A 14,603-nucleotide genomic window follows, 5' to 3' on the forward strand; every position below is an offset into this window, starting at 1 on the left:
CGCCGCCGAGCCAGGCGCAGGCTGCACAGCCGCGCGGCAATCCGGGCCGCTGGGTCACGACCGCCGACTATCCGTCGGCGTCGTTGCGGAACGAGGAGCAGGGGTCGGCGAGCTTCCGCCTGACGGTTGGCACCGACGGACGCGTCACCAACTGTACGATTACGTCGTCCACCGGCTTCTCGCGGCTGGATAACGAAACCTGTCGCCAGCTGACGCGGAGGGCGCGGTTCAGCCCGGCGCTCGATGCGGCCGGCAACCCGACGACCGGCTCCTATTCCAGCAGTATCCGTTGGGAGATTCCGAACTAGCGGTTTCACATATTTTACGAATTTCGGTTCGTTTCGAATGCAGCCAATTTATTTGAGAGGAATGTAAATCATGTCTACTGAAGCAGCTGAAGTCCCTGCGGAAAACCCATATGGTCTCCGTGCGGCCCTGGAAGAAGGCGGCATCGTGGCCCAGGCGACCTTTGGTATCCTGGTACTGATGTCGGCTGCCTCCTGGTACATCCTGTTCACCAAATGGTTCGAGCAGCAGAAGATTCTCAAACAGGGCAAGCGCGCCCGCGAGAATTTCTGGCGGGCCAACAGCCTTCGCGAAGGTGCGGCCAAGCTCGAGAAGAACAGTGCCTATCGCCAGATCGTCGAAGACGGCATCCAGGCCCGCGAACATCATGACCAGCTGACCGATCCGGTCGAAGCGCATGAATGGACCGTCAACGCGCTGCAGCGTTCGGTCGGTTCGATCAATTCGAAGCTCACCGAGGGTCTTGCGATTCTCGCCACGGTCGGTTCGACGGCACCGTTTATCGGCCTGTTCGGTACGGTGGTCGGTATCTACCGCGCCCTGGTGAAGATCGGCGCGGCCGGTCAGGCATCGATCGATACGGTTGCCGGCCCGGTCGGCGAAGCGCTGATCATGACCGCGCTCGGTCTGATCGTGGCCGTTCCCGCGGTTATGGCCTATAACTGGATGGTTCGCCGCAACAAGGCGGTCAGCGAAGAACTGCAGAAGTTCTCGAACCAGATCCACGGCTACATCGTGTCGGACGGCAAGGTTAAGCCGGCGGCTCCGGCTGCGGTTGCAGGCAAGGCTCCGGCTGCCAAGGCGACGACGACGGCCGCCAAGCCTGCGACCAAATCGTAATCCGTATCGGGGCGGGAGCCGAGCGCCGGCACCCGCCCCATCAATGCACGGCGCGAACGCGTCGGTTTGGTTAGAGTTTAGGATAGGATCGATTCCATGGGAATGAATGTTGCACCTTCTGAGGGCGAGGGCGGCGAAGAGGCGATGTCGGAGATCAATGTCGTCCCGCTTACGGACGTCATGCTCGTGTTGCTCATCATCTTCCTCATCGCGGTGCCCGTTGTGATCCAGACGGTCGAGGTGAACCTGCCTTCGGTCCGTCTCCTGCCGACGACGACCAAGCCGGAAAATGTCTCTCTGTCGATCAGGGCGGCCGACGACGGCTCCTGCGAAGTATTCTGGGGCATGAGCCGGGTGACGTCCAACGAGATGCTGACGCGTGCGATCCAGCATATTGAGGACGAAATCGAACGGTTCGGCGGCGCGGAGAATATGACCGAGGACGATCTTCCGGAAGTACATATCCGTGGCGACGTGAACACGCCATGGCGGTGCATCGGCGGTCCGATCTTCGTCATGCAGCAGGCGGGTTTCACGCGCGTGGGCTTTATTTCGGAGCCGGCGCCGGGCGTCGGCATTCAGCGCCTCTAGTGCAGACGGTTTTAGGAGTAATATGACATGGGTGGAAAAGTAGGACCTGCTGCCGCCGACGACGATCCGATGATCGACATCAACACGACGCCGCTGATCGACGTCCTGTTGGTGCTCCTCATCATGTTCATCATCACCATCCCGATCCAGACCCATGCGGTGAAGATCGACCTGCCGGTCTCTGATGACAGCGATCCGCCGGAGGATGCGATCGATCCGGTCAAGAACGAGGTCTACATCTCGCCGACCGACCAGATACTGTGGAACGGCGAGCCCGTGACCCGGCAGACGCTGCGCCAGTATCTGGACATCACGGTGACGATGAACCCTGTGCCCGAGCTGCACATGTTCCCGGACGCCCAGGCGCGCTACAACACGGTGGACGAGGTGCTCGCCATCACGCGCCGTGCCCAGGTGTCCAATATGGGCTTCATCGGCAACGACCAGTATCGCCAGTTCTGAGGCGAACACCTCTCGAATAGGACGAGGGCGGACCGCATGCGGCCCGCCCTTTTCTTTGCGTTTGCCTTAGCGGCGCCGCGCCGTTCGGAAGTGCGTTCCGGTTCTCCAATCGGCCGGCTCCGAAAGCCCGCCGCACATCGCCCGATCTTTGCCGGTCTGCCCGACTTGAACCGGTGACAGCCAGGACCGCAGATCGCATGGCCGAACGATGGTCAGGCGGCGCTGCTTTCGAACTGCAGCTGGGCGAGGCGGGCGTAGAGGCCGCCCTGGCCGGTCAGTGCCGCATGGTCGCCCTGTTCGACGATCCGTCCGCCGTCCATCACGATGATCCGGTCGGCGGAGCGGACGGTCGCGAGCCGGTGGGCGATGACGATCGTCGTGCGGTCCGTCATCAGCCGTTCCAGCGCCTGCTGGACCAGCAGTTCGGACTCGGCGTCGAGCGCGGAGGTGGCCTCGTCGAGCAGCAGGAGCGGAGCGTCGCGCAGCAAAGCCCGGGCGATCGCCAGCCTCTGGCGCTGGCCGCCGGACAACCGGGCGCCGCCCTCTCCCAGATAGGTGTCGAGGCCCTCCGGCAGTTCGCGGATGAACTGCGCGGCATTGGCCGCCTCGGCAGCCGCCCAGAGCGCTTCGTCGCTCGCTTCCCAGTCCCCGTAACGCAGATTGTCGCGCGCGGAGGCCGCGAAGATCACCGTATCCTGCGGAACCATCGCGATCCGGTTGCGGACGTCCGCCGGATCGGCCTCGCGCAGGTCGACGCCGTCCAGCATGATCCGGCCCTGTTGCGGGTCGTAGAAACGCTGGGCCAGCTGGAACAGTGTCGACTTGCCGGCTCCCGACGGACCGACCACGGCGACGAGTTCGCCGGGTTCGACCGCGAGGTTGAAATCCTCCAGCGCCGGCGTCTCCAGCCGCGTGGGATAGCGGAAGGTGACGTCGTCGAAATGCAACGCGCCGCGGGCCGGTTCGGGCAGCTTTTTCGGATTGGCCGGGGGACGGATTTCCGGGACTTCGCGGAGCAGCTCGCTGAGCCGGCCGGCCGCGCCGGCGCCGCGCATCAGCTCGCCATAGACTTCGGTCAACGCACCGAAGGCGCCGGCCACGATCATGCCGGTCAATACGAACGCCGCGACCGCGCCGCCGGTGATCTGGTCGTTGATGACATCGGACGCCGCCTGCCAGAGCACCATGGTGATCGCGCCGAAAATCAGGGTGATGACGATCGCCGTCATGACCGAGCGGATGACGATCCGCCGCCGGGCGGTGGCGAAGGCGCTCTGGACCGCGGCATCGAAACGGTCGCCCTCGCGCCGCTCCTGTCCGAACGCCTGGACGATCTTCATCGCACCCAGCGTTTCGGCGACCATCGCGCCGACATCGGCGATCCGGTCCTGGCTGTGGCGGGACACGTTGCGCAGCTTGCGCCCGAGGATGACGATCGGTCCGATCGCCAGCGGAATGCCGAGCAGCATCATCAGCGCCAGCTTGGGCGACAGGGTCAGCAGGTAGATGATTCCGCCGATGCCCATCACGATATTGCGCAGCGCCACCGAAATCGTCGTGCCGACGATCATCTCGATCACCGATGTGTCGGACGTCATTCGCGAAGCGATCTCGGAGGGGCGGTTCTCCTCGAAATATTTGGGGTCCAGCGCGAGCAGGTTGCGCTGCACGGCGACGCGCAGGTCGGCGACCACCCGTTCGCCGAGCCACGACACGAAATAGAAGCGGGCGGCCGTCGCCAGCGCCAGGACGACGACGATGAAGAAGAGGTAATAGAAATATTGCGAGATATCCCCGCCCGCACCGCTGAATCCCTGGTCGATCACCCGGCGGAACCCGTCGGGAATGGCGAGCGTGGCCGCCGCGGCGACCAGCAGCGCGATTCCCGCGCCGACGATCCGCATGGGGTAGCGGATGGCGAACCGCCAGATCAGCGCGAGGTTGCCCAGATTGCGGGATCTGGGCGTATCGGTGTCGGTGTCTGTCATGGCGTCCGCCTAGCAGTGCCGCCCGGGGGGCTCAACACGGGACATCGGGAATTGCTGCATTGCAACGCAAGGGGAAACAGGCCTAGAAGATTCTGGAGAGCGGCCCATGTGCCGCGGATGCGGGGAAATTGATGCTTTACAACATGTACGAGATGCAGCGGTCGATGCTGGCCAGCGCCAGCGCGATGGCCGGATGGAGCGCCGAAATGCTCCAGAATCCCGCAAATCCGTTTTCCTATATGGGCATGGGCCCGATCGTCGCTTCGGCCCTCGATGTCTTCTCCCATGCCTCCGCGCCCCGCGGAAAACCTGTGTTCGGTATCGAGTCCGTCGAAATCGACGGCGATACGGTTCCGGTTTCGGTCGGCATCGAGGCGCGCAAGCCGTTCGGCCAGCTCAAGCATTTCGAGAAGGAGGGCGTGTCGGGCCAGCCCAAGCTGCTGATCGTCGCGCCGATGTCCGGCCATTATGCGACGCTGCTCCGCGATACGGTCGCGCGGATGCTGCCCGGTCACGACGTCTGGATCACCGACTGGCGCGATGCGAAAACGGTGCCGCTATCGGCCGGCCGTTTCGATCTCGACAGCTATATCGACTATCTGATCGAATTTCTCGAACATATCGGGCCGGGCGCCCACATGCTGGCGGTCTGCCAGCCTTCGGTGCCCTGCTATGCGGCCGCCGCGCTGATGTCGGCGAATGACCACCCGGACCGGCCGCGGACGCTGACCATGATGGGCGGGCCGATCGATACGCGCGAGGCGCCGACCGCCGTCAACACGCTGGCGACGCAGCGCCCCCATGCCTGGTTCGAACAGAATGTCATCGCGACCGTGCCGCTCTATTATCCCGGCGCGGGGCGGAAGGTGTATCCGGGCTTTCTGCAGCTCGCGGGCTTCATGTCGATGAATCTCGGCAATCACATGATCAGCCATTGGGAGATGTTCAAGCATCTGGTCGAAGGCGATGGCGACAGCGCGGACGCGACCAAGGAATTCTACGACGAATATCGCTCGGTCTGCGACATGACCGCCGAATTCTACCTGCAAACGGTCGATGTGGTGTTCCAGACCCATGCGCTTCCGCGGGGCGAGTTCCGGCACAAGGGCCAGCTGATCGATCCGCATGCGATCTCCGATATCGCGATGCTCGCCATCGAGGGCGAGCGCGACGATATTTCCGGCCTCGGCCAGACCAGGGCCGCGCTCAGCCTGTCATCCGAGCTGCCCGCGAAGAAGAGGAAATATTACATGGCGAAGGAAGTCGGCCATTACGGCATCTTCCATGGCCGCAAATGGCGCGAAAAGATCGCCCCGGTGGTCGAGGACTGGATCGCCGAGCACGCTTGATCGCGTTTTTGAACGAGACGTGCGTTCCCCTCCCCTTGATGGGGAGGGGTTAGGAGTGGGGTGATGCCTGCAGTAGCGTTGCCGCTAGCCGATGGATCACCCCCACCCAACCCTCCCCCATCAAGGGGGAGGGCTCAAGATTCTAAAGGACTTCGAACAGGCCCGCCGCGCCCATGCCGCCGCCGACGCACATCGTGACGACGACATATTTGGCGCCGCGGCGCTTGCCTTCGATCAGGGCGTGGCCGGTGCAGCGGGCACCCGTCATGCCATAGGGATGGCCGATCGAGATCGAGCCGCCATTGACGTTGAGCAGTTCGTTCGGGATGCCCAGCGTATCACGGCAGTAGAGGACCTGCACGGCGAAGGCTTCGTTCAGCTCCCACAGGCCGATATCGTCGATCGTGAGGTCGAACCGCTCGAGCAGCTTCGGAATGGCGAAGACCGGGCCGATGCCCATCTCGTCGGGCTCGGTGCCGGCGACCGCCATGCCGACATAGCGGCCGAGCGGGGTCAGGCCCTTCTTCTCGGCGACCGAGGCTTCCATCACGACGCTGGCCGAGGAACCGTCCGACAGCTGCGAGGCGTTGCCCGCGGTGATCGTCATGTCCGGGCCCATGACCGGCTGGAGGCTCTGCAGCCCTTCGAGCGTCGTCGACGGGCGGTTGCCCTCGTCCTGCGACAGCGTGACCTCTTCCTGGCTGGTTTCGCCGGTCTCCTTGTTCACCACGATCTTGGTCGTGGTCGTCGGCACGATCTCGTCGTCGAACTTGCCGGCTTCCTGGGCCGCGGCGGTGCGCTTCTGCGATTCCAGAGAATATTCGTCCATCGCCTCGCGGCTGATATCGTAACGTTTGGCGACGGTTTCGGCGGTCTGCAGCATCGGCATGTAGACGTCCTTGTGCATCGCCAAGAGTTCGGGATCGGGCTGGACGCGCATTTCCTTGGTCTGGACGAGCGAGATCGATTCCAGGCCGCCGGCGACGACCACATCCATGCGGTCGACGATCACCTGCTTGGCGGCGGTTGCGATCGTCATCAGGCCCGACGAACATTGGCGGTCCATGGTCATGCCCGAAACGGTGACGGGCAGGCCCGAGCGCAGGGCGATCTGCCGCGCGACATTGGTGCCGGTCGAGCCCTGCTGCAGGGCGGCGCCCATGATGCAGTCATCGACTTCGCCGCCCTCGATACCGGCGCGCTCGACCGCCGCCTTGACCGCAAAGCTGCCGAGCGTCGGGCCCTGCGTATTGTTGAAGGCGCCGCGATAGGCCTTCCCGATCGGGGTGCGGGCGGTGGAAACGATAACTGCGTCACGCATGGTGAAACTCCTTGTAGAAGAGGGATATGGTCAGGCCGGGATCGGCGGTGTGCCGGGTTCCGGCGGAATATCGAAAGTCCCGATGATGAGGGCGACGCCCTGATAAAAACCGACCAGCTGGACGATCTCGAGCAGCTGTTCCGACGAGAAATGCGCGGAAATCCGCGCAAATTCCTCGTTATCGAGATGGCGGCGATCGATCAGGATATCAACCGTCGCGATCAGCGCCGCTTCGGCATCGGACCAGCCGACTGATTCCGCGTCCTTTTTTGCCAGCGCCTTGAGCTGTTCGGCATCGATGTCGCAGCGTTCGGCGAAAAGCGCGGCGTGCATTCCCCACTCATAGTGCGCGCCGATCCGCGCCGCGGTCCGGAAGATCACCAGTTCGCGTTCGCGCATCGGCAGCGGTCCCCTGTCGAGCAGGGAGCCGCCGGCGAACTTCTGCCACGCGCGTTCGGACGTGCCGATGATGCGGAACAGCATCGGCGCCTCGCCGCCTTCGGGCGTCAGCGCATCGAGAGCAGGGGCGAGCGCCTCGGGATAGGGACGGGCCAGAGGCGCGATGCGCGTCATGTGAAGAACTGGCTGATCCATTCGGCGATCAGGGCCGGTTTGTCCTCGCCTTCGATCTCGACGGTGAATTCCAGCGTCTGCTGATACTGGTTCGGGCGTTTTTCGATCAGCTCGAGCAGCTTGAAATGGCCGCGCACGCGCTTGCCGGACTTTACCGGAGCCAGGAAACGCGTTTTGTTGCCGCCATAATTCACGCCCATCTTCACGCCCTCGGGGCGTGGGCAATCGGACTTGGCCATCAAGACCGGAAAGAGCGAGAGCGTCAGGAAGCCGTGCGCGATCGTCGTGCCGAACGGCGTCATCTTGGCGGCTTCTTCATTGACGTGGATGAACTGGTGATCGCCGGTCGCGTCGGCGAATTTGTTGATCATGTCCTGGTCGACCGTGATCCATTCGGACGTGCCGAGATTCTGCCCGACCATGTTCATCATTTCGTCAATGCTGACGGTGCTCATATGCGTTTCCTCTTTGTAATAATCTGCTAAATAGCGCCGGCTTCCCGGCCATAGTGGAAGCCAATTCCTCGAACCGCAAGGCCCGTCCATGCCCAGTCAGATGTATGATCCGGATTCCGCTACGTCAGCCGCATGGCTGCGCATGGAGGAGGTGCATCGCGCGCCCGAGCCGGAAGTGCTGGCGCCGCTGATCGAACGCGCGCGACTCGGCGCGGAGGAGCGGGCGCGCGTGGAGGCCGTGGCGCTGGAGCTGCTCGCCGACCTGCGCGAGGGCCAGCGCACCGGCTGGGTCAACCAGTTCCTCCAGGAGTATCGGCTCAACAGTTCCGAAGGCGTGGCGTTGCTCAGCCTGGCGGAAGCCTTTCTGCGGGTCCCCGATCCCGAGACCGCGGACAGCCTCATTTCGGACAAGCTGGGCGACGGCGACTGGCGCTCGCATGCGGGCCGCTCGCATTCGCAGCTCGTCAATTCGGCGACCTGGGGGCTGGTCATCGGCCGCGCGCTGGTCGGTCAGCAGGAACAGGCCAATGCGCTGAAACGTCTGATCTCGCGCTCGGGCGAACCGTTCGTCCGCCAGGCGGTCGGCGCGGCGATGCGGATGATGGGCGAGATCTTCGTGATGGGCCGGACGATCGACGAGGCGATCCGGCGGATGAAGAAGCCCGAGAATCGGGGTTTTACGGCGAGCTTCGACATGCTCGGCGAGGCGGCGCGCACCTTTCCGGACGCAGACCGCTATTTCGACGCCTATCTCCGCGCGATCGAGGCGGTCGGCAAGGCGCGGGGCGCGGGAACGCCGGAGGACAATCACTCGATTTCGGTCAAGCTCTCGGCGCTGCATCCGCGCTACGAGGTCGCGCAATGGGGCCGCTGCGTCCCGGCGCTGACCGAGATGCTGGAGGCGCTGGCCGAAGCGGCCGCGAAGCACGATATCGGGCTGACCGTGGACGCCGAGGAATCCGAGCGGCTCGAGATGAGCTTCGACATAATCGAGGCCGTGGCGGAGCTTCCGGCGCTCAAGGGCTGGGATGGGTTCGGCATGGCGATCCAGGCCTATGGCAAGCGCGCCCAGCGGACGATCGGCTGGGCCGAGGCGCTGGCCAGCCGGACCGGGCGCCTGATGCCCGTGCGGCTCGTCAAGGGCGCCTATTGGGACAGCGAGATCAAGCACGCCCAGGAAATGGGGCTCGAGGATTATCCGCTGTTCACGCGCAAGGCGGCGACCGATGTCTGCTATCTGGCCTGCGCCAAGGACATGCTCGAAGCCAGGGCCATCCGCCCGGCCTTCGCGACCCATAACGCGCTGACCGCGGCAACCATCATCGCATGGGCGGACGACAAGGACGCGTTCGAATTCCAGCGGCTACACGGCATGGGCGAGGGGCTGTTCGAACGGCTGGTCCGGGATCAGGGCTATCGCTGCCGGATCTATGCGCCGGTCGGCGGGCATCGCGACCTGCTCGCCTATCTCGTCCGGCGCCTGCTCGAGAACGGCGCCAATTCGAGCTTCGTCCACCAGCTGGCCGACGAACAGCTGACCGATGACCAGCTGCTTGCCGACCCGGTCGGGAAAATCGAAGCGGTCGGCGGCACGCGCCATCCGAGCATCCCGCTGCCCAAGGACCTGTTCATGCCGCAGCGCCCGAACAGCCAGGGCCTCGATCTCGAGGACTGGCGCGTGCTCAAGCGGGTGAAGGAGGGCATCGCCGAGCGCGCCGATATCGGCTCCGAACCGGAGCCGGTGACGGACGTGGAACCGCTGATCGAGCGCGCGGGCAGGGCCTTCCCGGCCTGGTCGGCGCTGCCGGTCGAGGAGCGGGCTGCCTGTCTGATCCGCCTGGCCGATCTGTTCGAGGAGCGGCGCGGCGAGCTCATGGCGCTGGCCGTGCACGAGGCGAACAAGACGATCCCCGACGCGCTGGCCGAGGTCCGCGAGGCGATCGATTTCTGCCGCTATTATGCGGGCGAGGCGGTCGAAAAGCTGCAGCCGCTCGACCTTCCCGGCCCGACCGGCGAGAGCAATGTGCTGCGCATGGAGGGCAGGGGCGTATGGACCTGTATCGCGCCTTGGAACTTCCCGCTCGCCATCTTTACCGGGCAGGTCGCCGCGGCGCTCGTGACCGGCAACACGGTGATCGCCAAGCCCGCGCCGCAGACCCCGCGCATCGCCGCCGAAGCCGTCCGGCTCGCCCATGAAGCGGGCGTGCCCGAGGACGCGCTGATCCTCGCGCCCGGAGGCCCGGCGGTCGGCGCCGCGCTGACTGGCGATCCGCGGATTGCAGGCGTCGCGTTCACCGGCTCGACCTCCACGGCAAAGAAGATCGCGCACAGCCTGCTCGAGGGCGAGGACCGGCCGATCGTGCCGCTGATCGCCGAAACCGGCGGGGTCAACGCGATGATCGTCGATTCGACGGCGCTCCCCGAACAGGTGGTCGCCGACGTGCTGCTCTCCGCCTTCGGCTCGGCCGGGCAGCGTTGTTCGGCGCTGCGGCTGCTGCTCGTCCAGGAGGAAGTCGCCGATACGATGATCGCGATGCTCTCGGGCGCGATGGACGCGCTGGTCGTCGGCGATCCGGCGGACCCGGCGACCGATATCGGCCCGGTCATCGACGATGCGGCGTATGAAAAGCTGATGGCGCATCGCGCGGCGATGGAGGACCGCTGGATCAAGACGCTCGACGTCCCCGAACAGGGCCGGTTCGTGCCGCCGACCCTGATCCGGCTGGACAGCATGGACGATCTGACGACCGAATGGTTCGGACCGCTGCTCCATGTCGCGACATGGAAATCGGGCCAGCTCGAAGAGACGGTCCGCCGCGTGAACGCCAAGGGCTTCGGGCTCACGATGGGCCTCCACAGCCGGATCGCCCGTGCCGGGGACCTTGTCGAGGCGCGCGCCCATGTCGGCAATCTCTACATCAACCGCTCGATGATCGGGGCGATCGTGGGCTCCCAGCCGTTCGGCGGCGAAGGGCTTTCGGGCACCGGACCCAAGGCCGGCGGACCCCATTACCTCCCTCGCTTCTGCGCCGAACGCGTCACGTCCATCGACACCACCAGCGCCGGCGGAAACGCCACCCTGCTGTCGCTCGACGATATCGGATCGGGGGTCTAGTCGGCGGAAGGTCAGTCCGCGGATGTCCCCCAGCCGCTTTCGGGGTAGGGCAGGATCATCTCGCCGTTCGGTGCGGCGGTGAACGTCGTCTGGGTCGGATAGGCGAATTCGAGGCCCTCGTCGGCGAAGCGCTGGAAGATCGCGACGCCGACGGCGTGACGGGCATTGTAGACGACCTCGTAATCGGCGCTCTCGACATCGAACTGGATTTCATAGTCGAGGCTGGAATCGCCGAAGCCGGTAAAGCCGGAGCGGACGAAGCGATGGCCCTGGCCGTTGATGATGTCGCGCAGGATATCCGGAATGCGCTGCGCCTTGGCGGCATCGGTCTGATAGATCACGCCGACATTCAGGATGATCCGGCGGCGGTTGAGCCGCGTCAGATTCTTGATCTCCTTGTCGAGGAGATTGGTGTTCGAAATGATCACTTCCTCGCCGCTCACCGAGCGCAGCCGCGTCGATTTGAGACCGATCTGCTCGACCGTCGCGAAGGTGCCGTCATAGTTGATCGAATCGCCGACCTTGAACGGCTTGTCGAATATGATCGACAGCGCGGCGAAAAGGTCGGAAAAGATGCCCTGCGCGGCGAGACCGATGGCGATGCCGCCGATGCCGAGGCCGGCGACGAGGCCGGTCACGTCGACATTCAGATTGTCGAGCACGACGATGCCGGCGATGGCGACGACGCCGAAGGTGACGAGCACCCGGATCAGCTTCATCGCGCTGCCCAGCGCCTCGCTCGAATTCTCGTCGGTCTTGGTGCGGTGTTCGATGAAGCCGAGGATGATCGAGCGCGCCCAGATCGCTGACTGGATCACCATCGCGATGGAGAACAGGACGCCGACCGAGCGGGCGATGAGACCGGGAGCGTCCGAGAGAACCGCCACGATCTCGAGCGCCAGCGCGATCATGAACCAGGTGCGGGTCTTCGCCATCGTCCGGCCGACGACGGACTGCCATGTCTCGAGGCTTCTGTTGCGCTCGTACCAGCGCCGGCCGTAGCGCCGCAGGCCGACAAGGACGAGCACGATGACGGCCGCGACGCCGAGGCTGATCAGGATTTCGGCCGTATGCGTGTCGACCCAAGTGAGGCCGTCGTTCCACAGTTTCTGGAGCCGTTCGGTCACGTTCATGTCGATGATGTCGGGGACGACGTCCACCGTCGGTGCAGCTTCGCTCATGGCGTCTGCCCTTAATACGGCGCGGCCCTAATTGTCGAGCAAAGCGATCAGTCCGCGCTCGTATCGCGAATGATATTTCGTCTTGCGGGGCAGTCGCAGGTTGCCGAAATAATCGGCGGCGCCGGACTTGCATAGTTCGACAAGCTCGGGATGGACATAGGAGTCCCGGCTGATCGCCGGGGTGTTGCCGAGCATCGCGGCCACCGGTTCGAGCATGTCGGACAGGGTGATGGTGTCGCTTCCGGCTTCCGCCAGCACCTCGAAGGCGAGCGCGCTGGCACCCCATGTGCGGAAATGCTTCGCGGTGAAATCGCCGCCCATCGCTTCGCGGATATAGTCGTTCACATCGCTCGAACCGATCGGCCGGCGCTCGCCATCGGCGTCGATATACTGGAACAACGCCTGTCCCGGCAGGTCCTGGCATCGGCGGACGATGCGCGCGAGGCTGCCGTCGTTGATCGTCAGCCGCCGCTGCTTGCCGGACTTCGCGCGATATTCGAGCTGTATCCGGGTCCGGCCGACTTCGACATGGCGTTCGCGAAGCGTCGTCGCGCCGAAGCTCTTGTTCGTTTTCATGTAGCTGCGATTGCCGATCCGGACCTTTCCGAGATCGAGCAGGCGGACCACCGCCGCCAGCACCGCATCGCGCTCGAGCGACGTCGTCGCCATGTCGCCCGCCACGCGCGCTCGGATCAGCGGCAGCTTGCGCCCGAACTCGATGCACCGTTCATATTTTTCGGCCTCCCGCCGCGCGCGGAATTCCGTGTGATAGCGATACTACTTGCGGCCCTTTTCGTCATAGCCGGTCGCCTGGATATGGCCGTGCGGCGACGGGCACAGCCACACGTCGCGCCAGGCGGGCGGGACGCCCAGCCCGTTCAGCCGGTCGATCTCCGTCCGGTCCGCGATCTTCGAGCCGTCCGGCGCGGTGTAGCTCCATCCCTTGCCATGTCCGCGCCGCGCGATGCCGGGCAGGTCGTCGTCGACATAGACTATTTTCGACATCTCGTTTCCTTCGGGGGACGGCGACGCGCGCCGATCCCTGTTCCAACGCGGAGCGGCGCGGCCTGTTCCGGAACAATTACAGTGGGATGCCGGTTGATAGTCCGATCACAATTCGAAAGGAGATTTCCGATGGCCAAACCGATCGACCAAGCCAGCATTCTCGTTCTCGCCAGCGACGGGTTCGAGTTCTCCGAACTCACCGGGCCGCGCGACACGCTGATCGAAAAAGGCGCGCGGGTGACGGTCGCCGCGCCGGGTCTCGAGCCGATCGCCGGGGAGTCGGGCGGCGAGATCAAGGGCCGGATCCAGCCCAACACGACGCTCGACAAGCCCGTGGCCGCCGATTTCGATGCGCTTCTGCTTCCGGGCGGACAGCGCAATCCGGACAATCTGCGGATGGAGGCGGATGCGATCCGGCTCATCCGGGAATTTGCCGATCAGGGCAAGCCGATCGCCGCCATCTGCCACGCGCCCTGGCTTCTGATCGAAGCCGGTCTCCTGCGCGGCAGGACGGCGACGAGCTGGCCGTCGCTCCGGACCGACCTGCGCAACGCCGGCGCCAATGTCGTCGACCGGGAAGTGGCCGTGGACGGCAATATCATCACGAGCCGCAATCCGGACGATATCCCGGCCTTCACCCAGGCGTTGATCGAGGCCGTCGAAAATGTCGGCGAATCGGTCGCCGCCTGATCAGGCCGTCTGGGCCTTTCGCCCGAGCAGAAGATCGAACCGCCGGTTCAGCGCCCGCTGGGCCGGCCGTTCGATCGCATGATACAACAGGATCGAGGCGATCAGCGTCAGCGCGAGGAAACCGGCAAGGCCCGCCACGCCGATCTGGCCGCTATCGTCCACGAACAACAGCTTGAACAGAACGAACAGCAGGAAATGGGCGAGATAGGTCGCATAGCTGATCTCACCCAGATAATGCAGCGGCCCCGCGGCCAGCGGATTGCGCGCGCGGTTCGCGGTCAGCGCGGCGGCGAGAAGCAGGCCCGAAAAGGCGAGCGGGACGGCGATCGTTTCCGGCACCAGACCGGCGAGCGCCAGCCCCCCGGGCACGGCGCCGCAGGCCAGCGCGAGCGCCGCCATGCCGGCCGGGCGCTCGCTCCAGCGCAGCCAGAGCGCGCACAGGATCGTTCCGATCGTGAACTGGACGAGGCAGCGGACGAGCCCGGTTCGCGGAATGCCGCTGTCGAGGATCGGCGCGTCCATCGCGACGAAAAAGGCGTGCAGCGCGAGCGCCAGCAACCCGATCAGCGCGATCAGCACCGGGGTCGACAGGGCGCGCCAGTCGGTGCCGAGCGCGATCAGCGGAAACAACAGATAGGCGGCCATCTCGACGCTGATCGACCAGGCCGGATCGTTCCAGCTCAGCGCATTGGTGAAGCCCCAGTTCTGGATCAGCAGCAGGTGGAGC

The 14,603-nt window shown here is 64.8% G+C and carries 13 protein-coding genes and 1 pseudogene; 7 read left to right on the plus strand and 7 right to left on the minus strand.

Going from position 1 to position 14,603, the window contains the following annotated elements:
* From ACTS1X_RS02100 to ACTS1X_RS02115, 4 genes are all read left to right on the plus strand, one after another.
* Nucleotides 1-308 (plus strand): energy transducer TonB (locus tag ACTS1X_RS02100; RefSeq protein WP_442612734.1); only part of this gene is annotated, 308 nt, incomplete at its 5' end.
* 70 nt (nt 309-378) lie between these two features.
* Nucleotides 379-1,146 carry a MotA/TolQ/ExbB proton channel family protein gene (locus ACTS1X_RS02105; RefSeq protein ID WP_442612735.1) on the plus strand — a complete coding sequence of 256 codons (768 nt, stop codon included), beginning with the start codon at nt 379-381 and terminating at the stop codon, nt 1,144-1,146.
* A 96-nt stretch (nt 1,147-1,242) separates the two neighbouring features.
* On the plus strand, nt 1,243-1,737 hold the full coding sequence (locus ACTS1X_RS02110; RefSeq protein ID WP_442612736.1) for an ExbD/TolR family protein: 495 nt from the start codon (nt 1,243-1,245) through the stop codon (nt 1,735-1,737).
* 27 nt (nt 1,738-1,764) lie between these two features.
* On the plus strand, nt 1,765-2,199 hold the full coding sequence (locus ACTS1X_RS02115) for an ExbD/TolR family protein (protein WP_442612737.1): 435 nt from the start codon (nt 1,765-1,767) through the stop codon (nt 2,197-2,199).
* A gap of 212 nt (nt 2,200-2,411) precedes the next feature.
* Here ACTS1X_RS02115 and ACTS1X_RS02120 read toward each other — a convergent pair whose 3' ends face one another.
* On the minus strand, nt 2,412-4,187 hold the full coding sequence (locus ACTS1X_RS02120; protein WP_442612738.1) for an ABC transporter transmembrane domain-containing protein: 1,776 nt from the start codon (nt 4,185-4,187) through the stop codon (nt 2,412-2,414).
* Nucleotides 4,188-4,318: 131 nt separating this feature from the next.
* Between ACTS1X_RS02120 and ACTS1X_RS02125 the strand changes: the two genes are divergently transcribed.
* Nucleotides 4,319-5,536: a polyhydroxyalkanoate depolymerase gene (locus ACTS1X_RS02125; protein WP_442612739.1), complete on the plus strand. Its 1,218-nt coding sequence runs from the start codon at nt 4,319-4,321 to the stop codon at nt 5,534-5,536.
* Nucleotides 5,537-5,678: 142 nt separating this feature from the next.
* Here ACTS1X_RS02125 and ACTS1X_RS02130 read toward each other — a convergent pair whose 3' ends face one another.
* From ACTS1X_RS02130 to ACTS1X_RS02140, 3 genes are read right to left on the minus strand one after another with little or no spacing between them, the layout of a single operon-like run.
* Entirely contained in the window at nt 5,679-6,857 is a 1,179-nt protein-coding gene (locus tag ACTS1X_RS02130; RefSeq protein ID WP_442612740.1) for an acetyl-CoA C-acyltransferase, read from the minus strand.
* A gap of 30 nt (nt 6,858-6,887) precedes the next feature.
* Nucleotides 6,888-7,430, minus strand: a complete 543-nt coding sequence (locus tag ACTS1X_RS02135; RefSeq protein WP_442612741.1) for a carboxymuconolactone decarboxylase family protein — start codon at nt 7,428-7,430, stop codon at nt 6,888-6,890.
* The gene (locus ACTS1X_RS02140) at nt 7,427-7,885 is read right to left on the minus strand and encodes a MaoC family dehydratase (protein ID WP_442612742.1); all 459 of its coding nucleotides are present in this window, start codon (nt 7,883-7,885) and stop codon (nt 7,427-7,429) included. The genes ACTS1X_RS02135 and ACTS1X_RS02140 overlap by 4 nt, the downstream gene beginning before the upstream one ends.
* Before the next feature lie 142 nt (nt 7,886-8,027).
* Between ACTS1X_RS02140 and ACTS1X_RS02145 the strand changes: the two genes are divergently transcribed.
* Nucleotides 8,028-11,000, plus strand: a complete 2,973-nt coding sequence (locus ACTS1X_RS02145) for an L-glutamate gamma-semialdehyde dehydrogenase (protein ID WP_442612746.1) — start codon at nt 8,028-8,030, stop codon at nt 10,998-11,000.
* A gap of 11 nt (nt 11,001-11,011) precedes the next feature.
* On the opposite strand, the gene ACTS1X_RS02150 is transcribed toward ACTS1X_RS02145, so the two are convergent.
* Together ACTS1X_RS02150 and ACTS1X_RS02155 are read right to left on the minus strand one after the other, a co-directional pair.
* Nucleotides 11,012-12,181 carry a mechanosensitive ion channel family protein gene (locus tag ACTS1X_RS02150; protein ID WP_442612743.1) on the minus strand — a complete coding sequence of 390 codons (1,170 nt, stop codon included), beginning with the start codon at nt 12,179-12,181 and terminating at the stop codon, nt 11,012-11,014.
* A 27-nt stretch (nt 12,182-12,208) separates the two neighbouring features.
* Nucleotides 12,209-13,186: pseudogene (locus ACTS1X_RS02155) on the minus strand (DNA topoisomerase IB).
* A gap of 129 nt (nt 13,187-13,315) precedes the next feature.
* Here ACTS1X_RS02155 and ACTS1X_RS02160 point away from each other — a divergent pair.
* On the plus strand, nt 13,316-13,876 hold the full coding sequence (locus ACTS1X_RS02160) for a type 1 glutamine amidotransferase domain-containing protein (protein WP_442612744.1): 561 nt from the start codon (nt 13,316-13,318) through the stop codon (nt 13,874-13,876).
* Here the strand turns inward: ACTS1X_RS02160 and ACTS1X_RS02165 are convergent.
* A partial coding sequence (locus ACTS1X_RS02165; RefSeq protein ID WP_442612745.1) for an acyltransferase family protein occupies nt 13,877-14,603 on the minus strand: 727 nt, incomplete at its 5' end. It lies immediately after the preceding gene.

This window comes from Parasphingopyxis sp. (assembly GCF_052168275.1).
In the GTDB taxonomy this organism is placed as follows: domain Bacteria; phylum Pseudomonadota; class Alphaproteobacteria; order Sphingomonadales; family Sphingomonadaceae; genus Parasphingopyxis.